Here is a 24,678-nt window from a genome sequence, read left to right as displayed (position 1 = left end):
TGCGCGCCGCTCGGTCCGCGATGTGACGCGCCGTCTCTAGGAGTCGACGGTCGGCACCCGCTCGTAGGGCGTGAGCTTGCACTTGCCGGGTGCCGCGTCGTCGGCGGCGGATTTCGGCTCCGTCCAGCTGATGATCTCGAACAGATCGGTGTTGTCGGCCGGCTTGGCGTTGCGCCGCGCCAGATAGATCGTCTGCTGCATCTGGTGCGTCATCGGATCCATGTAGGCGTCGAAATGCTGCATCCGGTCGGTCGCCGAGACCTTCAGGTTCTCGAGCTCCTTGATGATCTTGACGTTGTTGGTCGACCCTGCCCGCTCGATCGCACGGAGCAGTTCGCGCGTGGACATGTAGCCGTTGTAGGAGACGTTGCCCGGCACTGGGATCGGGCCGTCCTTGTTGGCGGCCTGCCACTTCTTGACGAATTCGGCGACCCCGGGCAGCGGCAGCTTGTGATACCAGGTCGTGCCGAACACGCCGAACAGGCTGTCGGGCGCGCCCCACACGTCGGGCCAGTCCTGCTGGTTGTTGATCCAGGCCGGCTTGCCGTCGAGCTTGAGCTGCGCCACTTGCTCGCGCAATGCCTTGATATCGTCGCCGCCAACCGCGGTCGCCACAACGTCGGGCTTGGCCTGCTGGATCTTCAGCAGATAGGCGGTAAAGTCGCGCGTGTTCTGCGGTACCAGCAGATTATCGATGATCTTGCCACCGGCGCCCTCGACCTGCGTCCTGGTCGCGGCAGACGTCGTGTGACCCCAGACATAATCGTTGGTCAGCAGCATCCAGTTCTTGCCGATGGAGTCCACCGCGTTCTTGACCGACGCCTTGGAAAAATTGGTGCCGTTGCCGTCCCAGACGAATTTCACGCGTGAGCAGTTCTCCCCGGCTTCGCTCGGCGCGGAGGAATTGGTGTTCATGTAGATCACACCGTATTTGCTGGCGACCTGCGTGATGGCATTGGCGACGCCGGAATGCAGCGCGCCGATCAGGATGGTGCAGTCCTCGCGGGTGATGAAACGTTCGGCGACGCGGCTGCCGGTGGCTGGTGTCGTCTCGGTGTCCGCGGTGATGAAAATGACCTGACGCCCGAGCACGCCACCTTTGGCGTTGATTTCATCGATGGCCATCTTGATGCCGCGGAAATCATCCTGGCCGCTGTTGCCGTATTGACCGCTGGCATCGCAGGTCAGGCCAAGCTTGATCGGTTTCGCGCCTTGCGCCCAGGCATGGTTCTCCCGCCATGGCCCAAAGAAGCTGCCGGTGCCGCCGATGACGCTGGCCATCAAGCTGCCCTTCAGAACGCTTCGCCGTGAGATCTGACGCGCTCTCATCGTTTCCTCCCGTTTTCGAAGTCTTTTGCTTTTTTGTGAGATTAGAATATTCATTCCATTTGTTATGTAAAGTAGAATATTTGATCCAAACGACGAAATGCCGTTAAACAGGCGGCCGATCTGGAGACCCGACTCGATGAACAAGCCGGCTGGCGCCATGAGTTACGACGAGCTGCGCGGCGCGATTGCGCAGCGGCACCGGGCTCTGTCCGGCCGACTGCAGCAGATCGCTGAGTTCGTGCTCGATCACCCGACCGATGTCGCGCTCGGCACAGTGGCGGAGGTCGCGCAGCGCTCAGGGGTGCCGCCGTCTGCGATCGTTCGCTTCGCGCATGCGCTCGGGTTCGGCGGCTTCACTGAGATGCAGCAGGTGTTCCGCTCCCGCCTCGTCGCCGGCGTCGCACCAAGCTACAAGGCGCGCCTCGCCCGCATGAAGAGCGAGGAGAAGTCAGTGCTCGGCCGCCAGCCGGCCGCGGTGTTGTCGCGGTTCGTCTCGGAAGCCCAATCGGCGCTGGTCACGCTGAGCCAGTCCGTGCATGCGCGCGAGCTCGACGCCGCAACCGCGATCCTCGCCAAGGCGCGCGACATCTATTTGCTCGGCCTCGGCGGCTCGTTTCCGGTTGCGATCCATTTGGCCTACGTGCTGCGCAAGCTCGGGCGTCGTGTCGTCCTGCTCGACGGCACCGGCGGCAGCATCCACGAGCAGTCGCATGCCGCGACCACGGAGGACGCGCTGGTCGCGATCAGCTTCCGAAATTACTATCCGGATACGGCGCGGCTGTTTCCCGAACTCGTCGCGCGGGGCGTGCCCACGATCTCCATCACCGACAGCCTCTTGAGCCCGATCGTCGAGGGCGCGAGCGTGGTGTTCGAGATCCAGGACATGCCTGAGCCTGCGCTGCGCACGCTCGTCGCACCGATGTGCCTCGTGCAGGCGATGGCAATCGGCCTCGATCTCGCAGCAGACTGACATTCACAACAGGAACAAGATCATGACATCGCATGACACCATCAGGATTCTGGCAGGCAAAGTTGCGCTGGTGACCGGCGCGGGGCGCGGGCTCGGCCGCGCTTTTGCAGAGAAGCTTGCCGCGCTCGGCGCTGACGTCGCCATCCACGGCATGCGCGAGAACGGGCCGGCCGAGTATGGCGAGGGCACCACCCTCACCGCGGTCGCCGCCGAGATCGGCCGGGAATTCGGCGTTCGCAGCCAGCGCGTGCTCGGCGATCTCACCAAGGGCGAGGACATCGCTCGCGTCATCGCGGAGACCGAAGCGGCATTCGGCCCGATCGACGTTCTCGTGCACAATGCCGGCGGCGATATCGCGGCCGGCGGCGGCAAGCCCGATCCGAACGATGCGGTGAACATCAAGGAGGCCGATGTACGCGCGGTGCTGGAGCGCAATCTGCTCAGCACCATCCTGACATGCCAGGCGGTCGCGCGCGGCATGATGGAGCGCCGACGCGGCCGCATCGTCACGCTTGGCTCGGTCGCCGCGTTCAAAGGGCGCACCAACGGTGCGATCTATGCGGTGTCGAAGGCCGGCGTGACCCACTACACGCGATGCCTGGCCGACCAGCTCCGCCCCTACGACATCGCCGTCAATTGCATCGCGCCCGGGGATACCCGTACCGGCCGTTTCCTCGGCACCCGCGCGGTGGACCGGGACCGGATGGTCGAGACCGGCACGCTCGACCGCATCGCGACCGTCGACGAGGTCGCACGCGTCGTCGAGTTCTTCGCAGGCCCGATGGGCGCCTTCGTCTCGGGCCAGGTGCTGAGGATCGACGGCGGCGGACAGTGCTGGCCGGGCTGAAACGACGCGCAAAAAGAAAGGGCCGCTGCGGGCGGCCCTTCTTTTCACTCGAGACTGACTGGGCCTACTCCACCCGCGCCAGCACCGCGAGCCTGCGGATGCCCTTGTTGCGGTAGGCGTCGAGGAACGCGTAGTAGTCCTTGAACGACACGCAGCCGTTGGAGTCGCCATTCGGTCCGAGCATGAAGGTGTGCGCGAGCAGGCCGTCCCGGCCGTAGATCGCGCTCTCGCCCCCGATCGGGGTCAGGCGCAGCGCCGGAACGCCGTGGAACAGCGCTTCGCGCGGCTTCAGGTCGTAGATGTGCGGCGGCGTCACGCCACGCATGCGGATGCGCGAGGAGCGGGGATCATCGAGATTGGAGCCGAGGCCGGAATGTGCCTCAAGCTTGGTGCCGTCAGGCAGATACACCGTCTTCGCGCTGATGTCGTAAACCGCGGTGGAGCGGTCATAGGGCGCCGAACCGCCGAGCATGGGATTCTGCTCCTTCGGCGCGATGGACGCGGTCACGCTGGCATCGGCCGAGGCATAGGCGAGCAGCCCGCCGGACGGCTCGCGCTTGCCCCAGAGCTTTTCCACCATCGACTGCCGCGGCCCGGTGACCGACATCACCGCGGCCTTGGCGCGATCGGCGAACGATTTTGGCTTCGCCTCAGGCGCCGGCACGATCTCGGCCGGATCTGCCGAGGCAAGCTGCACCGGCGCGTCGGCGCCGCGCTTGGACTTCGCAGCGTCAGCGATCTTGGCGGGACCCGGCTTCAGGACTTCCGCGACCCTTGCCATCACGCTCGGCTTCGGCGCGTCCTTGGCTTCGGCGACCTTGGTTGCGGGCGTGGCGCTCGCCGCATTCGACGTCACGCCTTGGGTCGCAGCCGCGGCAAAGCGATCGTTGAACATCTCGCGCGAGATCGGCGCTGCCACCTGCAACCGGTCGGGTAAGAGCGCAAAGGCTTCCTTGACGGCCTCACCGGCCTCGCGCAGCGCGACCCGGGGCGCGCGCTTGATCACGGGCTCGTCGTAGCCGCTGCTGCCGACCGTCGGATAGACGCTGGCGGCGAAGATGTTGCTGTAGATGGTCCAGCCGGCGCCAAGCACGACGCAGCCGATCACAGCGGCGCCAAGCACGTTTTGGGTGGTCATTTTCCGGGAAGGCTTCCGATAAGAATTCTGACTAGGATTCTTGGACTTCCGTGCCGCGATACCTTGCGCAGCGATACTCGTACTCATTCGCCTTGCGTCCAGAACGGTGTCACTCAATCTCCCTTCGAAGCGCCGCTGGTCACGATCCGGGAACAGCATCTCGCAGAGGGTCGGAGCGTCATTAAGGCCACTTTTAGTTAAATGCGGATTAAGTTCTGGCGGATGTGAGGCAACCCGTTAACGCCGTCCCATTTCGAGAAAAAAGCCCGCAGAACTACGGACTTAAGCGCGTCTGTTAACTATAATTCTCGGCCGGATCAGTGCGGTCGGCGAACGTCTCCGGCCGCATCTCTAAGCGCATCCAACCAAGTCATTTTCGTGGTCTCAATGCCGCTGACCATAGCGGCAGAGCATTGCGCGAGGCTGGCGAACGGTCGCCTTCGTCGGCCCGCGCGCGACGCGATGTGCTTCGCCTCTCTGCGCAAGAATGGTGACAAGAACGGCGAGAGGGTGAAGACCCTGACCGAAAGTTGATCGCGCCGGTCTGGAAATGACCGTGCCGAGAAAATAACTGCGATGTCGGCACTATTCAGCAGCCTCTGCGTGTGATACGGTACCGTATCAACATCGCCTTGAATTGTGCCGAGCACGCAAACGGAGGCTGGCATGAGAGGGATCGCACGCGCTGGGTTTTTCGCCCTGGCATGGTCGTTTCTGTTGATCGGGTCTGCGAATGCGCAGCCTGCTGCCAATGCCGGCTGCACGGCGTCACCATCGGCCGCAGGCACACAGACATGGCGCTGCGACAACGGCATCACCATCGTTGCGGAAAGCGGTGCCAGATTTGAACTTAAGGACGCCAACCGCGACGGACATATAGACTCCGTGGAGTTGAGCAGCAAAGCGCTGCTGGTCGAGGTGCCCAAGAAGCCCGGCGGCAATCCCTTCAAGGTGCTGACGCCGCAGGCGATCGCCGCGGTGCGCGGCACGAAATGGGCGGTCGATGTCGCGGAGGCCAAAACCTCCGTCTTCGTCGCCGTCGGCCGTGTCGGCGTGAGCCGCAGGAGCCGTGGACGCGGCGTCGTTTTAGGCCCCGGCGAAGGCGTTGACGTGGAAGCGACCGGTCCGTTGACCGTCAAGACATGGGGCCAGCCGCGCGTCGACGCGCTGATGGCAAGACTTGGACAATAGGGCTTGGTCAATAAGGCTGGGCAACGAGGCTTGGTCAAAACCTTTTGGACGATAGAGAAGATTGCAACACGACCACATGAGTAGCCGACGCGTTCAGATCCTGGTGGCACTCGTCCTCACCGCACTGTGGGGCGCGGGCATCTATGCCGGCCACGCCAACGGTCATCTGCGCTTTCTCGATCGCCTCGAGGCGACGCTGACGGATTGGCGGACGCAGGTCCGCGGCGTGCAGGTTCCGCCCGATCTCGTCACCATCGTCGCGATCGACGACACCGTCGTGAAGCGCGGCGGCAGCTATCCGCTGCCGCGCGCCGATCTCGCCCGCGTGGTCGACACCATCGTGCAGTTCAAGCCGAAGGTCGTCGCGATCGACCTGCTGCTGGTCGAACGCAGCGCTGCGATCGGCGACGCTACGCTGGCAAATACGCTGGCTACGGGTCCCATGGTCCTTGCCGCTGCGGCGATCTTCCCGTCCGCCAGCGAGACCGTGGAGACCAGCGGCCAAGGCCCCCTCGCCGCCCTGCCGCAGGCAGAACGATTCCTGCTGCCCTTGCCGGCGTTCGCCGATCATGCCGAGGTCGGCGTCGTCAACGTTGCGACGGGACAATCGGGCTCGCCGCTCTCGGTGCCGATGCTGTTCCGGACGAGCGACAAGGTCGAGCTGTCATTCCCGTTGCGGGTCGCGGCGCGCGCGCTCGACAAGTCGCTGACGATCGCGCCGGACCATCTGATGCTGGGCGACCGCGCGGTGCCCACCGATACCAACTTCGCGCTGCCGATCACCTATTACGGCCCGCGCCGGACCATCCGCACCGTCAGCGCGCAGAGCATCTTCGACGGCACGCTCAAACGCGCCGCGATCGAGAACCGCATCGTCGTGATCGGCGCCTCGGTCGCCGGCGGCGGCGACTTTTATCCGACGCCGTTCGATTCCCTGATGCCCGGCGTCGAAGTGGTCTCCACCGCAATCACCCATCTCGTCGCCGGCGACAGCATCGTGCGCGACCGCAAGGTCCACATCGCCGACGCGCTCATCGCGATCCTGTTACCGATGCTGCTGGTGGGCCTGCTCGCCTGGCGGCGCAGCGCGCTCGGCATCGTGGCGGCGGCCACGGTGATGATCGCCTGGGCCGGGTTCAATCTGTTCGCGTTCACGCACGGCGTCTGGCTGAACGCCGCGACCACGCTCGCAGCAGCAGTGCCGCCGGTTGTGGTCTTTGCCGGCGTGCAGTTGTGGGCGGGAGGCCGCCGCACGCAATATTTCGCGGCCAAGAGCCGGTCGCTCGCGCAATTCCAGGCGCCCGCCGTGCAGGACTGGCTGGCGCGCGATCCGAATTTCCTGTCGAAACCCGTCCGGCAGGATGCAGCCGTGGTCTTCATCGATCTTTCCGGCTTCACGGCGCTGAGCGAGCAGATCGATCCGGGCGAACTACAGGACATTCTGAAGGCGTTTCACGCGCTGATCGACAAGGCCGCGGTCGATTGCGGCGGAATGATCAGCGGCTTTCTCGGCGACGGCGCCATGATCCTGTTCGGCCTGCCCGGCGCGATGCCCGACGACGCCGCACGCGCGATGAAATGCGCGATCGACCTGCACCGCGGCGTCGAACGCTGGATCGCGTCGTTGCCGCCTGCGATCAGGGATCAGCTCGGCTTCAAGATCGGCGCGCATTTCGGTCCGATCGTCGCCTCCCGCCTCGGCGAAAGCCATCAGCACATCACGGCGACGGGCGACACGGTCAACGTCGCGAGCCGATTGATGGAGGTCGCAGTCCAGAACGGCGCGCGGCTCGCGCTCAGCGATACGCTGTTGGATACGGCCGACTTCCAGGGCGCCCCCGACGGCGTTCTGTCGGGCCCCCTGCTCACGCAGGTCCGCGGCCGCTCCGGCGTCGTGACCGTCTGGTTCTGGCGCGACCAGGACAGGCCGAACCAGACCGCGACCAAGGCCGAGATGATCGACTGAACCTTGGCCGCCGTCCCGACGAAGAGCTAGCGCGCTTCCGGCGGCGGCGAGCGATCCAGCACGCCGCCCTTGGCGCCTTCGAGCAGATCGATGCCGTAGGTCTCGACCACGAGCGGGCCGCGCTTGCGCTGCAATTGCGCGACCTGCGTCACCTTCGCAAAGAGGTCGTGGACGGCGGGATGGCCGTCGCTGCGCAGCTCGTCGACATAGATCAGCTTGCCCACAAGCAGCTTTGGATCGGGCTCGGGCATGTTGACCCAGCGGATGCGCTGGTTCTGCTGCGCCACACAGGTGCCGCGCGGCAGATAGAAGGCGAGCCAGCCCGTGGTGCCGTAATCCGGCGCAAGCACGCAGGTCGCACCATTGCGGGCGCGCACGGCTTCGATCTCCGCGGCAAGCTCATGCCAGCCGACGCCGACGCTGCGCACGGTCGCATCGCGGCGATAGCCGGACAGCCAGCCGGTATTGGCCTGCACGATCAGCGCGGCAAACATCACGATGCCGGTGGGTGCGGCCCAGCGCAGGCAGAAATCCACCAGGCGGCGCTGGCGCGGCTTCCACTGCACGAGATTGGCGGCGGCAGCCGCCGCGATGACGAAAGGCGGATAGACCGGCGCGAACCAGTTGGCCTCGACGCGGGCATGCAGCGAATGCCAGACGAAATAGGCGACGATGGTCCAGAACAACGTCTCGATCAGCACACGCGAGGCCAGCGCGCCGGCCCGGTGCCAGGTCAACGCGTGCAGTCCCATCGCACCGAGGATGAACACCAGCGGGGTTGCGAACGCGATCTGGGTCGGGATCAGCTCGGCAATGAAGACCGGACGGAAATCCTCGATCCTGGCGCGCCCGAGCTGCTTTGCGAACGAGACCCATTGATGATCGGCATTCCAGAGGATCACCGGCGAGAACAACGCCAGGGCGACTAAGCCGCCGAGATACGGCCAGGGCGAGAGAAACCAGTGCCGCAGTTTTGGCACGGCCACGAGCCAGATCAGGATCGCCAGCCCGAAGAACATCGCGGTGTATTTCGACAGTAGCGCCGCGCCGACGGCTGCGCCGACCGCGAGCCACCAGACGCCGCGGCCGCTCTCCAGCACCTTTGCGAGAAAGAACAGCACGAAGCTGGAGGCAACCAGCAGCGGCGCGTCGGGCGTGACGATCAGCGTGCCGACCGAGGCCAGCAGCGTCACGTTGAGCAGGATGGCGCTGGTCGCCGCCACCCGCGCGCCGCCGAACAGGATCGCGGCGGAGCGATAGATCGCGTAGCTCATCGGCAGCGCGAGCAGGATCGAGACCAGGCGGACGCCGAGCTCGGTGTCGCCGGCGATCAGGGTGCCGGCGCGGATGACGTAGGCAACCATCGGCGGGTGGTCGTAATACCCCCCGGCGAGGTTCTTCGACCACATCCAGTAATAGGCTTCGTCGAAGGTGATCGGCGTGAAGGCGGCTGCGACGAGCCGCAAGCCGACCAACGCAACGATCACCAGCGCCGTATTGCGGACGATCCGCGCGTCAGCCCCGCCCATTACCTGTTTCCTTGGCTGTTTCCTTGGCGCGCTATTTCTTGCGCCAGACGAACAGTCCGGACATCGCGTAGTTCCACACCACGCCCATCAGCGCTCCGGCCGCACCCGCAAGCCACCAGATCGGCTCCTGGTCGTAGACCGAGAAGGCGACGCCGACATTGGCGAGCAGGCCGACGCTGCACACGATGTAGAACGCGATCAGGCCGCGCAGCAGCGCAAAGCCCTTCAGCCGCTGGTCGCGATAGGTGAGGAAGTTGTTGAGGATGAAATTGCTGGTCATCGCGATGATGGCGCCGGAGGCCTGCGCTTCCGCGAACGGCTCCTTGAACAGCTCGAGCGATATGAACAGGGTGGTGAGATGCACCACGAGGCCGATGCCGCCGACCATCGCGAACAGCAGGAAGCGTAGCGAGACAGCATCGTTGGTGAACTTCGCCAGCACCAGGCCAAGAAAATCCAGCGCGACCATGGAATCGAGCTTGCTTTCGCCATGCTGGCGCTCACCGAAGGTGTAGGGAATTTCGATGGCGCGCAAGCTGCCGTGTGCACTCGCGACGAGGTCGAGCAGTATCTTGAAGCCGTGCACGGAAAGTTTCGGCGCGAGCTGCTCGAAACGGTCGCGGCGAACCATGAAGAAGCCGCTCATGGGATCGGCGATCTCGACCCGCAGCATCTTCCTTGCGACCTCGGTCGCCAGTGCACTGGCGCCGGCGCGCTGCTTGTTGAAGCCTTCGCTCTTGTAGCCCTCGATGTAGCGGCTGCCGACCACGAGCTCGGCCTGCCCGCTCGCGAGCAGCGACAGCATCCTCGGCAGCTGCGTCTCGTCGTGCTGGAGGTCGGCGTCGATCACGGCCGCATAGGGCGCGCTGGAGGCCAGGATGCCCTCGATGCAGGCCCCCGACAGGCCGCGGCGGCCGATGCGGCGGACACAGCGCACGCGGCTGTCGCGCTGGGCCAGCGCGCGCACGACGTCCCAGGTGCCATCCGGCGAATTATCGTCGACGAACACGACTTCCCAGGCGATGCCGGCCAGCGTTGCCTCCAGCCGCCGGTACAGCACCGTGACATTGTCGCGCTCGTTGAAGGTCGGGACGACGACCGACAATTCCGGCGACGGAGAAGCCGCCTGTGGGGTGTCGGAGCCCGGTCTGATCGCTTCATTCATGACGGCAGCGTATATCCGCCGCGTCCTGTGCTGCCAAGAACTTGCGCTAGCAAGCCGGGGTTTCTCTGGGGGAGCGGCCCAAAAGGGGCCCAAAAATGCTAACGACCCCGGAACGGCGGGCCGCGCGTACATCCGGCGCAGCCTGAGCTATTCCAAGGTCGTTCCAGCGCCGGAGTTTTTCGCTCAACGTCGCCGTTAGAAACCAAATAGGTACGACAAAGCCGCTTTGCAAGGGGCGAAAGAGGCCTTTTCAGACCCTTATTGGTTCGGGACTTCCTTGATCACCGGGCCTCGCGGCACGGGCGCGGCAGGGGCCGCCGGCGCCGCAGCCGCGGCCGGCTCGACTTTCGCAGGCTTGGGCGGCTTGCCGTACTGGCCGATCGGCCCGAAGACGACGGCGACTGCAAGTACGATCGCCGCGACAATCGCGCCCAAAATGCCCCCGACCGACTCAGACGACATGGAAACCCATCCCTGTTCCAGATGCGCCCAGTGATACCATGGATGGGCGCACAGCCGGAAGGGCTCGCGGGACACCAACGGTCAATGGGCTATTTCTGCGGCGGCCTGTGCTTGACGAAGGCGGTCACGATGTCCTTCTGCGCCGCTTCCACGGCCCTGTTCGCGGTGGCGAGATGGGCATCGCCCTCGATGGTGGGATACTGCGTGGTGAGAAAGTCGAGCAGCGCCACACGGTAATATTGCCGCTCCGACGGACAGGCGCCGGCGACCGAGCGGCCGAAATCCTGCTCCGACTTACCCTGATTGCTATCACGCGAATATTCCCGCGCCAGGCAATGCCAGTAATCGTCGCGGCCCTGCATGGCGAGCTTCTGCGCGCCCTTGGCATCGTCATCGTCGGCCATAACACCAGACGTCATGGCAGCAGATGTCACCATGACGAGCGCCGCTGCCACCATCAGTATCCGCATCTTGTTCTCCTTTTTCGCGGGTCCTGTCGCGAGCTTAGACGGGACCGGCCAACTGGCCAATCACATCTGGTTTGACTAGGATGAGGTCCCTCCCCGTCGATGCGAGATCCTCCCGTGGCCAAAGCAAAAACCGCGTCTAAAAAATCCGGCAACATCTTCATCGGCATCGGCGGCTGGACCTTCGAGCCCTGGCGCGGCGTGTTCTATCCGGAGAAACTCACGCAGGCGAAGGAGCTGTCCTACGCCGCCTCGAAGCTGACCTCGATCGAGATCAACGGCACCTATTACGGCTCGCAGAAACCGGAGAGCTTTCGCAAATGGGCAGGCGAAGTGCCGGAGGGGTTTGTGTTTTCATTGAAGGGACCGCGCTTCGCCACCAACCGCCGCGTGCTCGCCGAGGCCGGAGACTCCATCAAACGGTTTTATGATTCCGGTGTGCTGGAACTCGGCGATCATCTTGGGCCGGTGCTGTGGCAGTTCGCGCCGACCAAAAAATTCGACGGCGCCGATTTCGGCAAGTTCCTGGAGCTGTTGCCGCGCAAGCTCGAGGGCCGCGCGCTGCGCCATGTCGTCGAGGTCCGTCACGACAGTTTCTGCGCGCCGGACTTCGTCGCGCTGATCCGCGAATTCGAGACGCCCGTCGTGTTCGCCGAGCACGGCAAATATCCGGCGATCGCCGACGTCGCCGGCGATTTCGTCTATGCCCGGCTTCAGAAAGGCAACGACGAGATCAAGACATGCTATCCGCCGAAGCAGCTCGATGCCTGGGCCAAGCGCTTTCAGGACTGGGCCGAGGGAAGTGAACCCGATGACCTGCCGAAGGTCGACAAGGCCAAGCCGAAGAAGGAGCCGCGCGACGTGTTCGCCTATGTCATCCACGAGGGCAAGGTGCGCGCGCCGGCCGGCGCCATGGAACTGATCGCACGGATGAGCTGAGGTGTCCCGCTGAAGGTGTCCCGCTGAAGGTGTCTCATGGCAAAGGCAAAAAAGCTCTTCACCATCGGCTATGAGCAGACGCCGCCCAAGGCCGTGCTCGACGAGTTGGAGCAGGCGGGCGTCAAGCTACTGGTCGACGTGCGCGCGGTGACCTCGTCGCGTCGGCCGGGCTTTTCCAAGAAGCAGTTGTCCGCGGGACTCGATGAACGCGGCATCGCCTATGTCCACCTCGCCGCGCTCGGCACGCCCAAGGAAGGCCGCCTCGCCGCCCGCAGCGGGCAATACGACGTGCTGGAGAAGATCTACGCAAAGCACCTGAAGACGCCGCAGGCCAGGGAAGAGATGGACGAACTCTCGGCACTGGTGAAGAAAGCCGGTCCCGTCTGCCTGCTCTGCTACGAGCGCGACCACACCCATTGCCACCGCCAGATGATCGCGGAGATCATCGAGGATCGGGATGGCGTGACGGTGAGGAATTTGGCGGGGCGGCAGGTGTAGCCCTCTTCGCGCGGGAGGCCGAAACGACGGCTTTAACCGTAGCCGTCATCCTGAGGTGGCCGCTTCTTCAGCGGCCCTCGAAGGACGACGGCGTACCTGAGGTTGCACCTCGGCCGTACATCCTTCGAGGCTCGCTCCGCGGTGCTCTGCACCGCGAAACTCGCACCTCAGGATGACGGATCTACCCGGAACAACGGATGAGGGAGCTCAGCCCTCCCCCGCGAGCCGGAACGTCCCTTCCATCATCTGCACACAGCTGCCGCCGACATGGGCTGAGACGATCTTGCCATCCTGCTTGCGCACGCGCGTCAGCAAGAGGCTCGGCCGACCCATATCAAAACCTTGCCCGACCGTGAGCTTCAATTCGCCATCGCGCGTGGGATCGAGATCGGCGAACAGCGCAGCCGCGGCGACCGTCGCACTCCCGGTGGCGGGATCCTCTGCGAGGCCGCCGGCGCCGCGCATGAACATCCGCGCCTGCCGCTCGCAAGGCGCCTCCGCCGCGGGCACGTCGCGCGTATAGAACCACGCCGAGAACGCGCCGTCGCACGGAAATACCTCGCCGAAGGCCGCCGCGTCGGCCCTCGCCCGTTTGAGAGCATCGCGCGAGTGCACCTCAATCACCAGAAACGGCGTTCCAACGCTGACGACCTGCGGCGCGTGACGGTCGAACTTGATGTCGTCTGCACTGAGCGAGATGCAGCTCGCGGCATCAGCGGCAGACAATTGCGACAAGCGCGCCAAAGGCTGCGGCGCGGTGAGTTCGGTGCTGACCACCCGGCCCTGCTCTCGCAAAATATCGACCGGCACCAACCCTGCCTTTTCCTCGAACCGCAGGCGCGGCTTCGGCTCCTTCGCGATCGTCGCCAGCACGAAGGCGGTTCCGACATTGGGATGGCCAGCGAAGGGAAGCTCCCTGACCGGCGTGAAGATGCGCACCTCGGCATCGTTGGCCTTGTCGCGCGGCGGCAGCACGAAGGTCGTCTCGGAATAGTTGAACTCGGTCGCGATCGACTGCATTTGCTGCGTGGACAGCCCGCCGGCATCCAGCACCACGGCGAGCTGGTTGCCGCCGAACGCACGGTCGGTGAACACGTCGACGGTGATGTAGCGGCGCTGCATCTTTCGCTTCCTCATGCAAGTCGCGGCCGCAACCGGCCGCGTCGCCGGCAGTCTACAAGCCGACGACATCGCTCGTCATGCCCCAATATTCGGTGCAATCGGAGCAATCGCGATGAAGCGTTGGAGCCGAGAAGCGGCTTCCACAATGCAACACCCGAAAGCTGGGAGAGATAGTTCATCACGCGCCTTCACCGAAGCGCGGCTCGCGCTTGAAGACCGGTTACCCCAGTTGAAACACCGGCACCTTCTGCTCATAGCCGCGCACCTCGACCTCGCCGAGCGCAACGGCATCGCTGCCGTCCTCGCCCAGCACCTCGCGAACGGCCGCCGAGATCAGGAGCTGCGAGCCGAACTCCTTGTTCAGGGCTTCCAGCCGCGAGGCGAAGTTCACGGTGTCACCGATGACGGTGTATTCCTTGCGCCGAGGCGAGCCGATATTGCCGGCGACGACCTCGCCGAAATGGATGCCGATGCCGATTCTGAGCGGCCAGCTCGTCTGGGCGTTGATGCGCTCCATCGCGGTCAGCATCTCGCGGCCGGCGGCAACCGCGCGGTGCGCAGCATCGGAGGCCTCCAGCGGCGCGCCGAACAGGGCGAGGAAACCATCGCCCAAAAACTTGTTCACGATGCCGCCCTGACGATCGAGGATATCGACGAGCACGGCGAAGGCGCCGTCGAGCCGATCGACCACCTCTTGCGGAGTGCGCGTCTGCGCGCCAGCCGTGAAGCCGCGGAAATCGACGAACATCACGGCAACGCGGCGGAGGTCGCCACCCGCGCTGGTTCCGGCCGCCATCAGCCGCTCCACCACCTGAGGGGAAACGTGCTGGCCGAACAGGTTCGTCACCCGGTCGCGCGCGGTGGCCGCGGCAATGCTCGCAGCAAATTGGCGCCGGAGTTGCGCACCGACCGCGCCCGCGAGCACGCCGCAAACCAGGATGATGGTGCTGCGCACCGCATGGAAATAGGTCTGCGGCTCGCCGACGCCGCTGGCCGGATCGTAAATCAGGGCCACGGCGAGCAGCTCAACTGCGGCGACAAAGCCGGTGAAGGTCGAAAGTCGGAAATCGAGCCGCAGTGTCGAGAGAATGATGAAGATGAAGTACATCAGCGGCACCGCAAAGCCGATCGCCTGGCTCGCGCCCATGGTCCGGATTTGCAGGATCAGGATCAGCGTCGGCAGCGACGTCTCGATCAGCGCACCGATGTAGCGCCTGATCACCGGCAGGTCGCGATTGCGCCGGAGGTTCTTTCTGATCTGGATGTGAACCCAGGCCTCGAACAGGATGAAGCCGACCAGCAGACCGTAGACCTCGACCAGCCCTTCCGTCCCGCGCCAGACCCGGTTCACGACGGCCGGATCGACCAGATAGATGGCGGTGAGAAACACGGTCAAGACGCAGCCCGTCAGGATCAGCGTCCGCACCCGCAACAGCTCGGTGCGCAGCACCTCCCGCGTCAGCTCGCGCTCGAAATCCTCCGACAGCGCGGCGTGCTGCCGCGTCTTCCTGCTCGCAAACCTGGCCATTCCACCCCTCGATTCCGGGGCATTGTGCCTCAATCCAGCGTTCGGCGGAAGCGCGTCACGGCGATGGTCATGGCGAGCAGCATCAGGACCGCCAGCGCCAACGCGTCGAAATGCAAATTCTGCATGGTCGCGCCCTTCAGCATGATGGCGCGAACGATGCGCAAATAGTGCGTCAGCGGCAGGCACTCGCCGACATATTGCGCCCAGGCCGGCATCCCGGCAAACGGGAACATGAAGCCGGACAGCAAGATGCTCGGCAGGAAGAACATCATCGACATCTGCATCGCCTGGAGCTGGTTCTGCACCAGAGTCGAGATCGTGTACCCGATCGCGAGATTGGTCGTGATGAACAGCGTCGAGAGCAGCGCCAGCAGGAACAGATTGCCGAGCACCGGCACGCCGAACAGGCCGACCCCGATGCCGATGATGAGGAACGCCTGCACGAAGCCGACCAGCACGTAAGGGATGATCTTGCCGAACATCACCTCGACCGGCCTGATCGGCATCGACAGCAGGCTCTCCATCGTGCCGCGCTCGACCTCGCGCGTGACCGAGAGCGCGGTGAAGATCAGCATGGTCATGGTGAGGATGGTGCCGACGAGACCCGGGACGATGTTGAGGCTGGAAACGGCGGCCGGATTGTAGCGCGCATGCGCCCGGATCTCGAACGGCATCTCCGGGGGATTGCCGATATAGAGATCGTGCTTGAGCGCGGTCTGCACGACCATGCCGAGCGAGCCGATCGCCGCGCTCGCTGCGACCGGATCGGTCGCGTCGGCAGCGACCAGCAGCGCCGGTCTGTCGCCGCGCCGCACCGCCCGCTCGAAGCCGCGCGGGATCTCGACGCCGAACAGAACCTTGCCGGATTTCAGGAGATTGTCGAAATCCTCGACGTCGTGCACTTCGTAGAGAAAGCGGAAATAGGCGGTGTTCTCCAGCGCCTTCAGGATCGAGCGGGCGAGATCGGAGTCCTCCTGGAGCAGCACCGCGCTCGGCAGATTGTGCGGCGTGGTGTTGATGGCATAGCCGAACAAGAGGAGCTGCATCACCGGCAGCATCACGATCATCGCAAACGACACGCGATCGCGCTTGAGCTGGATGAACTCCTTGATCAGCATCGCATAGGAGCGCCGCAGGAAGCCGAAGCGCTCGCGGATTTCGCGTGCGGGAGCCGGTTGATCGACGTCGCTCATTGGAAATTGTCCTTGGAACGGCTCATCAATTCGATGAACACGTCTTCCAGTGACGGCGATGATTTGTGCCAGCGCAGCCCGCTTTTCTCGCGCCATGGCGCGATGCTGGTTTCGAGCGCGGCGACGTCGCGGCCGGAGACGTGCAGCGACGTGCCGAACGGCGCCACCATGTCGATTCCGGGCTTGCCGGTGAGCGCAGGCGTGAGCTCGTTCAGGTCCTCGCCTGTCACTGTGTAGGTCGTCAGCGCGGATTTCGCGATCACCTCCTCCACGGTGCCGTGCACGAGCAGATGGCCATAGGCGATATAGGCGATCTCGTGACAGCGCTCGGCCTCGTCCATGTAGTGCGTCGAGACCAGCACGGTGAGACCGTCGGCCGCGAGTGCATGAATCTCGTTCCAGAAATCGCGCCGCGCCTTCGGGTCGACGCCGGCGGTCGGCTCGTCCAGCAGCAGCAGTTTCGGACTTGGCAATGTGCAGGCACCCAGCGCCAGCCGCTGCTTCCAGCCGCCGGAGAGCTCGCCCGCGAGCTGCTCCTCGCGACCCGAGAGCCCCAGCCGCTTGATCATGTCGCGCGCGGCGCCGCGTGCATCGCGAAGGCCGTACAGCCGCGCGACGAATTCGAGGTTTTCGCGGACAGAGAGATCCTGATAGAGGCTGAAGCGCTGGGTCATGTAGCCGACCTGGCGCTTGATCTTTTCCGCATCGCGCCTGATGTCGAAGCCGAGGCAGGTGCCCTCGCCACTGTCGGGCGTGAGCAGGCCGCAGAGGATGCGGATGGTCGTCGTCTTGCCCGATCCGTTCGGGCCGAGGAAGCCGTAGATCGAGCCCCGCTTCACCTGCATCGACAAATCGTGCACGACCTCGCGGCCGCCGAACGACTTGGTCAGGCCCTTGACGTCGATGGCAATGCCATTGCCGCCGCTCATCGCTTGTCCGCCACGGGGGTTTTTGGATTGAGATGGACGTCGATCGGTTGTCCGACACGCAACGCATCGGGGCGCGAGGGCCGCGCCTGGATCAGATAGACGAGCTTGTTGCGCTCTTCGAGGCTGTAGATGACAGGCGGGGTGTATTCGGCCGAAGTTGCGATGAAATAGATCTTTGCGGTGAGATCGGCGGCGCAATTGTCGCACGCGATCCGCACCGTATCGCCGATCGCAAGCTTCGGCAGTTCGGTCTCCGGCACGAAGAAGCGTAGCTTCATATTGCCGGGCGGCATGATCGAGAGCACGGGCCGCTGCGCCGCCACCATCTCGCCCTCGCGAAAATAGATCTGCTGGATGGTACCGGCGACCGGCGCAAAGCCTTTGCGCCGCGCCATCCGCGTCTCCGAGGTCGCCACCCGTGCCTCGGCGACGCGCAAGGAGGACACCGCGGAATCGAGATTGGCCTGCGTACCCGAGCCGGTCTTGCTCAGCGAAGCCGCGCGATCATAGGTTTGCTGCGCATTCGCCAGCGTCGCCTTGTTCTGGTTGAGATCGGCAAGCTGGAGATCGTCGTCGACGGAATAGAGGTGATCGCCGACCTTGACCTCGTCGCCCTCGCGGAAGTTCAGCTTCGTCACGCGGCCCGCCTCGTCCGGGCTGACGAAGATCATGTCGGCCTCGACCCAGCCCTGGAAGCCGGGATCACGCTTGTCCTTGCATCCCGCAAGCCCGGTTGCGAGCGCGACGATCAGTGCAGCCCCGAAAATTACCTGCGACGACCTCATGTCGTCCTCCGTTCGCCAAAAATCAAATCGAGATGGACACGCAACATGTCCTGCGCGTCGAGCGGCGCATGCCGCGCAAACAGGCTCTGCCAGATCACCGCGATCATCGCGGGCGCGACCAGGATCTGCGGGTACTGCGCGAGATCCTTCTCGCGGATCTCGCCGCGGGCAATGCCGAGCTCGATCAGCGCCCGCATGCCGGCCATCCCGCGCGAGACCACCTCGCGGTAATAGAAGTCGGCGACGGAGGGAAAGCGCGGGCCCTCCGCAACGATCAGGCGCACGAGATCGCCACGCCTGGTGCCGATGACCTCTTTCAGAAAGTTGCCGGCAAAAGCCTCGACGAGGTCGCGCACCGAGCCGGTCGGCGGCGGCAGCGCATTCAGCTTCGCCACCACGGGCACGATCACGGTGCGCACCAGCTCCTCGAACATCGATTCCTTGTCCTTGAAGTGCAGATAGATCGTGCCCTTGGCGACACCGGCGCGCTTGGCAATGTCGTCGAGCCGCGTCGCGGCAAAGCCGCGCGCGATGAACTCCTCCATCGCGGCATCCACGATCGCCGCACGCCGTTCCGCCGCGCGCGTCGCACGGCTCGACGCCGGCGCCGCATCGTTGCTCGCGCGTGCAGAGGCCTTCGCGTTGGTGCGATCTGGGGACAGCGTGGCGGCTTTGGTTGGCTTCCTTGTCATTTCTAGATGATGACTGACTGGTCAGTCATAGTCAAGTGAGTGCTGCAGAACACTGCCCGGTAACAAATTAGTCTTGACTAATTCATTAGCATCTGCTAATTCAATTCCCATGATCGAAGCCACCCCAAATCCCGTCACCACCGTGATGCGCGCCCTCGCCGATCCAACCCGGCGCGCGGTGTTCGAGCGCGTCTTCGAGAGCAAGGAGATCAGCGTCGCCGAGCTCACGCGCGGAAGCGGCGTGACGCAGGGCGCGATCTCGCAACACCTGAAGTCCCTCAAGCAGGCCGGCCTCGTCGCCGAACGTGCCGAGGGGCGCAACGTCTATTACCGCGCCGCGCCGCAAGGCCTCGAACCGCTGGTCACCTGGATGGACCATTACGGTTTGTTCTGGCGCGAGCGCTTCCAGAACCTGCGTGACCTCTTGAAGGAGATCGATCCGTGAGTGCTGTTGCTTCCAACGTTCGGACCCAGGACATCGTTATTGACGAGATCTTCCCTCATGCGACCGCGACGATCTGGAAGGCGCTGACCAGTGCCCAGCTCATTGCGCGCTGGCTGATGCCACCGACCGGTTTCGAGGCCGTCGAAGGCAACACTTTCACGTTCAAGACCAACCCGGCCGGCGCCTGGGATGGCACGATCCATTGCCGCGTTCTGGAGGTCATACCGAACCGACGGTTCGCTTACGCCTGGAAGGGCGGCGACGAGGGCAATACCGGCTACGGCTCGGCGCTCGACACCGTCGTCACGTGGTTCCTCACGCCGGTCGAAGCAGGGACGCGCGTGCGTGTGGTGCATTCGGGCTTCGTGATGCCGAAGAACGACACCGCCTATCGCAACATGAGCGACGGCTGGGTCAAGGTGGTGCAGCGGCTCGATGCCGTCGCCGGCGAAGACCAGTAAGGAGGCATCGCGATGACCAAGCCTTTTACCGGCGGCTGTGCCTGCGGCGCGATCCGCTACTCGATTCTGGGTGAGCCTCTGTTCAGCAATCACTGCCAGTGCCGGGACTGCCAGCGGGAAAGCGGCAGCGGCCACGGCTCCTACATGACCTTCGCGCGCGCCGGCGTCACGGTGACGGGCGAAGCGAAGCACTGGGACATGGTCGGCGACAGCGGCAATGTGAAGACGCGCGGCTTCTGCACGCAGTGCGGCTTGCCCGTCTACCTCACCTTCGCAGCGATGCCCGACATCTTCACCATCCGCGCCGCAAGCCTCGACGAGCCCGGCCGCTACAAGCCGCAAGTCGTGACCTACGCCGCGCGCGGGCATGAGTGGGATCGTCTCGATCCGGACCTGCCAAAATTCGCGGGCATGCCGCCGGGCTGAGGCGCTAGCCAAAGTCGAGCACCATGCGGCCGTCAATCTTGCCGGCCTTCATCCGGTCGAAGACGTCGTTGATTTGCGAAAGCGGCACCTTGGTCACCTCGGCCTTGACCTTGCCGTCGGCGGCGAAGGCGATGGCTTCATCGAGGTCGCGCCTTGTGCCGACGATGGAGCCGCGCACGGTGATGCGCTTGAGCACGACGTCGAAGATCGGCGTCGGAAATTCGCCCGGCGGCAGGCCGACGAGACTGACGGTGCCCTTCCGGCGCACCATCTTCAGCGCCTGGGCAAACGCGGCGGTCGAGACCGCCGTCACCAGCACGCCGTGCGCCCCGCCCCCGGTGGCCGCCAGCACCTTGTCCACGGCATCGGCCACGAGCGCGTTGACCGCAAGATCGGCCCCGGTCTCGCGCGCGAGCGCGAGCTTGTCCTCGGCGATATCGACGGCTACGACCTTGAGCCCCATCGCCTTGGCATATTGAATCGCGACGTGGCCGAGCCCGCCGACGCCCGAGATCACGACCCACTCGCCGGGCTTTGCCTCCGTCTCCTTCAAGCCCTTGTAGGTGGTCACACCCGCGCACAGGATCGGCGCGATGCCTGCAAAATCGATCGTCGCCGGCAGCTTTGCGGCGAAGGCCGCCGAGGCGATGACATATTCGGCAAAACCGCCGTTCACGCTGTAACCGGTGTTGTGCTGGTGCTCGCACAACGTCTCCCAACCGGTCTCGCAATATTCGCAAGACATGCACGCATCATGCAGCCAGGCAACGCCGACGGCATCGCCGACCTTCAGATTTCTTACGCCGGGCCCGAGCGCGGCAACAATGCCGGCCACCTCATGGCCCGGGATGAAGGGCGGCACCGGCTTCACCGGCCAGTCGCCGGAGGCTGCGTGCAGATCGGTGTGGCAGACGCCGCAGCCTTTCACCTTGACCAGAACCTCGCCTGGACCGGGCTGCGGCACCGGCACGTCCTCGATCACCAGCGGCTTGCCGAATTGTCTGACGATTGCGGCTTTCATGGTCGGCATCGGTCTGCTCCTATGCATTACGGAAGACAGACTAGCGAGGCCGCGCGGCTCTCCCTTGATTGGAGTCAAACAGCACAAAGTTTGCGCAGGACAGGCGGCAACATGAAAACGCGATGATGGCGCAGCACCGAGTGCGCGCCACGTCAGCTGTGGAACTTCAATCCGTCGACGATCTTGTCGATCACCTTGCGCTCGGCGCGCATCGCGAGACCGACGAGGTTGAGATCGGCACGCGCCACCGCCCTCACCGCCTCGCGATTGGCGGCATCGTGCGTGGTCTTGAACATGTCCTCGGTGTAGACCGCCGCAGCCACATTGCGCGACAACGCGCGGTCGAGTGCGCGCGACAGCGCGGAACCGTCGCCGCCGTAGATCAAAATCGGCTGGCCGATCAGCGCGTGATATTTCGTGCCCGACGCGTCCTCATAGGGCTCGCCGATGCAGTCTGGAAACGCAGCCGCGATGCCGCTGGTCAGGAACGAGGCAACGTTGAGCTTCTGCCAGGGCTGAAGATCGGTGCGGATCACAACGGCGATCTTGGTGTCGAATTGCATGCATGTCTCCACAAATTGTCATTCCGGGATGCGCCGTCAGGCGCAGACCCGGAATCTGGAGATTGTTGCACGAGATTCCGGGTTCGCGCTACGCGCGCCCCGGAATGACGGAGCCAGGAATCAACCCTTGGCGTCGCAGGCCCAGGCGCGGATGACGCATTCCTTGCCGCCATATTTGTAGCATTCGCGCGTCGCGGCATTGAGCGAGGCCGAGATCTTCGGCTTGACGGCATAGCCATAGGCGCCGCAGGGATTGGAAAGATCGACCGACATCGCGGCGCAGGCGCGCTTCATCGTCACGGTCGTGCAATCGCCCTTGCACTGCTTCTGCGCCGCGGCACGGGCCTCGTGCTCGGCACCATAATCAAAGGCCTGGCCATAGGCGCCGCACTTGCCGACCGCAAAGGCACCGGCGGCGTGCGCATCCGTGATGTGGCGGGCGCCCGCGACGCAGACGGACAGCGCAAAGAAAAACATCGCGCAACGGCGCGCGACGACGTTCGAAGCCATGGAAAAACCCCTCCCCCCAAGGCAGGTGGAGGAGACTGTAAGCGGCGGTCGTTTCCAGATGGTGAACGCGGGGTTGAAATCAGACGAACGGGAGATGCCGTAGAGTGGGCAAAGCGAAGCGTGCCCACCAATTGCAGATCACTGCATGGAGAGATGGTGGGCACGGCGCTGCGCGCCTTTGCCCGCCCTACGGCAGCGTCATCCCCGTCTTGCCGCTTCCAGCGCCTGCGGCGTGTCGATGTCGAGGAAGGCGCTCTCGCCGTCGACCGGCACTTCGGCAACCGCCTCGGTGTGCTTGGCGATCAGATGGCGCGCACCGACATCGCCGTCGAGCGTCATCAGCTCCTTGAAGAAGCGGCGCGACCACAGCACGGGGTTGCCGCGGCGGCCTTCGCTGACGGGCACGACGATCAGATTGCCGCGGTCCGGCGCAAAGCTGTCGATGAGGCGGTCGATCAGGCCGGCGTCGATCAGCGGCATGTCGCCGAGGCAGACCACAGCGCCGTCGGACGTCTCGGGGACGGCCGCGATGCCGGCCTTGACCGAGCTTGCGATGCCGCCGGCAAAATCGGGATTCTTGACGAAACGCACCTTCAGGCCTTGCAAGGCTTGCTCGACCAGCTCGGTCTGATGGCCGGTGACGACGATCACCTCGGACGCCTTGGAGGCCAGCGCCTGCTCGGTCGCGATCCGCACCAGCTTCTTGCCGTCGAGCTCGGCCAGAAGCTTGTTCGGTCCGCCCATCCGGGTCGAGCGGCCTGCTGCGAGCACGATGACCGCGACCTGATTGTTGCCCTCGATCTCCGGTTTTGCGCGCGGCTGTGGGCGCGTGACGATCTCCATCAGGAGGCCGCCGACGCCCATGCCCATCAGCTCGGAACGCGTCACCTTGATGCCGGCCAGCAGCCGCATCAACACCCAGTCAAACCCGTTCTCGACCGGCGAGCGCGCGCAGCCGGGCGCGCCCAGCACCGGCACGCTGCCGGCCCGGGCAATCAGCAGCAGATTGCCGGGATCGACCGGCATGCCGAAATGCTCGATCTCGCCGCCGATTTCGGTCACGGCCGCAGGGATCACGTCGCGGCGGTCGGCGATCGCGGATGCCCCGAACACGATCACGAGCTCGGCGCCAAGTCCCAGCAATTCCTTGATCGCAGCCGACAGCGCCTGCTCCTCATGCGGAACCCGCCGCTCGGCAATGATGCTGGCGCCGGCTGGCGCCAGCCGCTCGGCGGTGACCCGCAACGTCTTGTCGATCACCTTGGAGGACAGGCCGGGCAGCAGCGTCGAGACGACGCCGACGCGCTTGATGACGTAAGGCGCGATCTTCAGCACGTCGCGGCCCGCAGCCTTCACCGCGGCATCACGCAAGCTTCCTTCGACGCCGAACGGGATGATCTTGACGGTGCCGACCATCTCGCCCTCGACCACCGGCTTGAAGGCGGAGAGCGTGGCAAAGGTAATGGCCTCGTCAATATTGTTGATGCGGTCGACCGCGGCGCGATCGATCACCAGCACGCCCGGGCGCGCGGCGAACAGATTGGCGCGGCCGGTGAAGGCGCGCTCGACATGAATGCCATCGCCGCCGACGGCGAGCGCGATGCTTGCGGCGGCGATGTCCTCGGAGACATCGCCCTCCTCCATCCGCACCACCACGACGTCCTTGATGCCGGCCCGTTCCAGCGCCTCGACCTCGCCAGGTCCGATCGTCGTGCCCTTCTTCAGCACCAGCGGTCCCTGGCGCAGGGTGTGAACGGTCACCCCGCCGATCGCATCCCTGGGGCTCGCCGGGCCGAATTTCATGCCGCTTCTTCTTTTTCTTTGGCTGGCAAGCGAAGCACCGCCGTGATCTCGGCCATGATAGACACCGCGATCTCGGACGGCGAGACCGCGCCGATCGCAAGCCCGATGGGCGCGTGGATGCGCGCGATGTCAGAGTCCTTGGCGCCCTGCGCCCGCAGCCGGTCGCCGCGCTTGGCGTGCGTCTTCCGCGATCCGAGCGCGCCGATATAGAAGCAGTTGCGCTCGAAGGCGTGCAGCAGCGCGGGATCGTCGATCTTGGGATCGTGCGTCACCGCGACGAAGGCCGTGTAGGCATCGACGTTGAGCGGCGGCAGCGCCGTGTCGGGCCATTCCGCGACCAGCGGAACGTCGGGGAAGCGCTCGGGGCTCGCAAAGGCGGTGCGCGGATCGACCACGGTGACGTCGTAGCCGAGCGAGCGCGCCAGCGGCGCCAGGGCCTGGCTGATATGGACGGCGCCGACGATGACGAGCTTTGCGGTCGGCGCATAGACGTTGAGGAATAGCTTCTTGCCGCCGGCTTCGACGCTGGCGCTTTTGCCCATGCGAAGCTGCTTGTCCAGCTCGGCGCGCAAGGGATCCTTGCCGAAGTCCTTGGCCTTCACCAGGCGCTGCTCGCCGCTCTCGGTGTCTGTCACCATGATCACCGGGCGGCGCGCGGCTCGCTCGGCATTCAGTTCGTGCAGGATCTCGATCTTCACG

26 protein-coding genes are annotated in these 24,678 nt (G+C 64.7%); 9 read left to right on the top strand and 17 right to left on the bottom strand.

From position 1 onward, the window contains the following. Positions 1-36 precede the first annotated feature (36 nt). Positions 37-1,329 carry an ABC transporter substrate-binding protein gene (locus JQ591_RS20155; protein WP_249137321.1) on the bottom strand — a complete coding sequence of 431 codons (1,293 nt, stop codon included), beginning with the start codon at positions 1,327-1,329 and terminating at the stop codon, positions 37-39. Between the two features lie 136 nt (positions 1,330-1,465). On the opposite strand from JQ591_RS20155, the gene JQ591_RS20150 reads away from it, so the two are divergent. Together JQ591_RS20150 and JQ591_RS20145 are read left to right on the top strand one after the other, a co-directional pair. Further along, on the top strand, positions 1,466-2,299 hold the full coding sequence (locus tag JQ591_RS20150; RefSeq protein ID WP_211397749.1) for a MurR/RpiR family transcriptional regulator: 834 nt from the start codon (positions 1,466-1,468) through the stop codon (positions 2,297-2,299). A 22-nt stretch (positions 2,300-2,321) separates the two neighbouring features. Then, on the top strand, positions 2,322-3,146 hold the full coding sequence (locus JQ591_RS20145; protein ID WP_211397748.1) for an SDR family NAD(P)-dependent oxidoreductase: 825 nt from the start codon (positions 2,322-2,324) through the stop codon (positions 3,144-3,146). A gap of 64 nt (positions 3,147-3,210) precedes the next feature. Here JQ591_RS20145 and JQ591_RS20140 read toward each other — a convergent pair whose 3' ends face one another. Beyond that, positions 3,211-4,284 (bottom strand): DUF2778 domain-containing protein, encoded by a 1,074-nt coding sequence (locus JQ591_RS20140; RefSeq protein ID WP_211397747.1) that lies wholly within the window; start codon positions 4,282-4,284, stop codon positions 3,211-3,213. A gap of 666 nt (positions 4,285-4,950) precedes the next feature. Between JQ591_RS20140 and JQ591_RS20135 the strand changes: the two genes are divergently transcribed. After that, a complete protein-coding gene (locus tag JQ591_RS20135; protein ID WP_211397746.1) occupies positions 4,951-5,475 on the top strand; it encodes a FecR domain-containing protein in 525 nt (174 codons plus the stop codon). A gap of 76 nt (positions 5,476-5,551) precedes the next feature. Next, entirely contained in the window at positions 5,552-7,441 is a 1,890-nt protein-coding gene (locus JQ591_RS20130; RefSeq protein ID WP_211397745.1) for a CHASE2 domain-containing protein, read from the top strand. Between the two features lie 26 nt (positions 7,442-7,467). Here the strand turns inward: JQ591_RS20130 and JQ591_RS20125 are convergent, their stop codons facing one another. From JQ591_RS20125 to JQ591_RS20110, 4 genes are all read right to left on the bottom strand, one after another. Continuing rightward, on the bottom strand, positions 7,468-8,970 hold the full coding sequence (locus JQ591_RS20125) for a glycosyltransferase family 39 protein (protein WP_211397744.1): 1,503 nt from the start codon (positions 8,968-8,970) through the stop codon (positions 7,468-7,470). Positions 8,971-9,001: 31 nt separating this feature from the next. Further along, entirely contained in the window at positions 9,002-10,135 is a 1,134-nt protein-coding gene (locus JQ591_RS20120; protein WP_211397743.1) for a glycosyltransferase family 2 protein, read from the bottom strand. Positions 10,136-10,393: 258 nt separating this feature from the next. Further along, the gene (locus JQ591_RS20115; RefSeq protein ID WP_211397742.1) at positions 10,394-10,597 is read right to left on the bottom strand and encodes a hypothetical protein; all 204 of its coding nucleotides are present in this window, start codon (positions 10,595-10,597) and stop codon (positions 10,394-10,396) included. Positions 10,598-10,686: 89 nt separating this feature from the next. Next, a complete protein-coding gene (locus tag JQ591_RS20110) occupies positions 10,687-11,067 on the bottom strand; it encodes a hypothetical protein (protein ID WP_211397741.1) in 381 nt (126 codons plus the stop codon). Between the two features lie 99 nt (positions 11,068-11,166). On the opposite strand from JQ591_RS20110, the gene JQ591_RS20105 reads away from it, so the two are divergent. After that, the gene (locus JQ591_RS20105) at positions 11,167-12,003 is read left to right on the top strand and encodes a DUF72 domain-containing protein (RefSeq protein ID WP_211397740.1); all 837 of its coding nucleotides are present in this window, start codon (positions 11,167-11,169) and stop codon (positions 12,001-12,003) included. Positions 12,004-12,039: 36 nt separating this feature from the next. Further along, a complete protein-coding gene (locus JQ591_RS20100) occupies positions 12,040-12,501 on the top strand; it encodes a DUF488 domain-containing protein (protein ID WP_211397739.1) in 462 nt (153 codons plus the stop codon). Positions 12,502-12,708: 207 nt separating this feature from the next. On the opposite strand, the gene JQ591_RS20095 is transcribed toward JQ591_RS20100, so the two are convergent. The 6 genes from JQ591_RS20095 to JQ591_RS20070 form a co-directional block, all read right to left on the bottom strand. Continuing rightward, entirely contained in the window at positions 12,709-13,623 is a 915-nt protein-coding gene (locus tag JQ591_RS20095) for a PhzF family phenazine biosynthesis protein (RefSeq protein WP_211397738.1), read from the bottom strand. Positions 13,624-13,843: 220 nt separating this feature from the next. Beyond that, complete coding sequence (locus tag JQ591_RS20090; RefSeq protein ID WP_211397737.1) at positions 13,844-15,151, bottom strand: adenylate/guanylate cyclase domain-containing protein; 1,308 nt, start codon at positions 15,149-15,151, stop codon at positions 13,844-13,846. A gap of 29 nt (positions 15,152-15,180) precedes the next feature. Beyond that, a complete protein-coding gene (locus tag JQ591_RS20085) occupies positions 15,181-16,344 on the bottom strand; it encodes an ABC transporter permease (protein WP_211397736.1) in 1,164 nt (387 codons plus the stop codon). Further along, entirely contained in the window at positions 16,341-17,273 is a 933-nt protein-coding gene (locus JQ591_RS20080) for an ABC transporter ATP-binding protein (protein WP_211397735.1), read from the bottom strand. The genes JQ591_RS20085 and JQ591_RS20080 overlap by 4 nt, the downstream gene beginning before the upstream one ends. Next, a complete protein-coding gene (locus JQ591_RS20075) occupies positions 17,270-18,058 on the bottom strand; it encodes an HlyD family secretion protein (protein ID WP_211397734.1) in 789 nt (262 codons plus the stop codon). Before JQ591_RS20075 ends, JQ591_RS20080 begins: the two co-directional genes overlap by 4 nt. Then, positions 18,055-18,750, bottom strand: coding sequence for a TetR/AcrR family transcriptional regulator (locus JQ591_RS20070; RefSeq protein WP_211397733.1), 696 nt, complete (start codon positions 18,748-18,750; stop codon positions 18,055-18,057). Before JQ591_RS20070 ends, JQ591_RS20075 begins: the two co-directional genes overlap by 4 nt. Positions 18,751-18,859: 109 nt before the next feature. Between JQ591_RS20070 and JQ591_RS20065 the strand changes: the two genes are divergently transcribed. Genes JQ591_RS20065 through JQ591_RS20055 form a run of 3 tightly spaced genes read left to right on the top strand, consistent with a single transcriptional unit; the run spans position 18,860 to position 20,082 of the window. Next, complete coding sequence (locus JQ591_RS20065) at positions 18,860-19,195, top strand: ArsR/SmtB family transcription factor (protein WP_211397732.1); 336 nt, start codon at positions 18,860-18,862, stop codon at positions 19,193-19,195. Next, on the top strand, positions 19,192-19,656 hold the full coding sequence (locus JQ591_RS20060; RefSeq protein ID WP_211397731.1) for an SRPBCC family protein: 465 nt from the start codon (positions 19,192-19,194) through the stop codon (positions 19,654-19,656). The genes JQ591_RS20065 and JQ591_RS20060 overlap by 4 nt, the downstream gene beginning before the upstream one ends. 12 nt (positions 19,657-19,668) lie before the next feature. Beyond that, positions 19,669-20,082, top strand: coding sequence for a GFA family protein (locus JQ591_RS20055; RefSeq protein ID WP_211397730.1), 414 nt, complete (start codon positions 19,669-19,671; stop codon positions 20,080-20,082). Positions 20,083-20,086: 4 nt separating this feature from the next. Here the strand turns inward: JQ591_RS20055 and adhP are convergent, their stop codons facing one another. The 5 genes from adhP to JQ591_RS20030 form a co-directional block, all read right to left on the bottom strand. Then, positions 20,087-21,112: an alcohol dehydrogenase AdhP gene (gene adhP, locus JQ591_RS20050; RefSeq protein ID WP_211397729.1), complete on the bottom strand. Its 1,026-nt coding sequence runs from the start codon at positions 21,110-21,112 to the stop codon at positions 20,087-20,089. A gap of 143 nt (positions 21,113-21,255) precedes the next feature. Beyond that, entirely contained in the window at positions 21,256-21,666 is a 411-nt protein-coding gene (locus tag JQ591_RS20045; RefSeq protein WP_211397728.1) for a DUF2000 family protein, read from the bottom strand. A gap of 120 nt (positions 21,667-21,786) precedes the next feature. Continuing rightward, complete coding sequence (locus JQ591_RS20040; RefSeq protein WP_211397727.1) at positions 21,787-22,176, bottom strand: DUF4189 domain-containing protein; 390 nt, start codon at positions 22,174-22,176, stop codon at positions 21,787-21,789. 198 nt (positions 22,177-22,374) lie between these two features. Next, positions 22,375-23,979 carry an NTP transferase domain-containing protein gene (locus tag JQ591_RS20035; protein ID WP_211397726.1) on the bottom strand — a complete coding sequence of 535 codons (1,605 nt, stop codon included), beginning with the start codon at positions 23,977-23,979 and terminating at the stop codon, positions 22,375-22,377. Further along, positions 23,976-24,677: an XdhC family protein gene (locus JQ591_RS20030; protein WP_211397725.1), complete on the bottom strand. Its 702-nt coding sequence runs from the start codon at positions 24,675-24,677 to the stop codon at positions 23,976-23,978. Before JQ591_RS20030 ends, JQ591_RS20035 begins: the two co-directional genes overlap by 4 nt. Between the last annotated feature and the right edge of the window lies 1 nt (position 24,678).

The sequence above is a fragment of the Bradyrhizobium canariense genome (assembly GCF_018130465.1).
In the GTDB taxonomy this organism is placed as follows: Bacteria; Pseudomonadota; Alphaproteobacteria; order Rhizobiales; family Xanthobacteraceae; genus Bradyrhizobium; species Bradyrhizobium canariense_C.
Note: the sequence above shows the minus strand (reverse complement) of the source record. Positions and strands in the feature narration are given on the sequence as shown.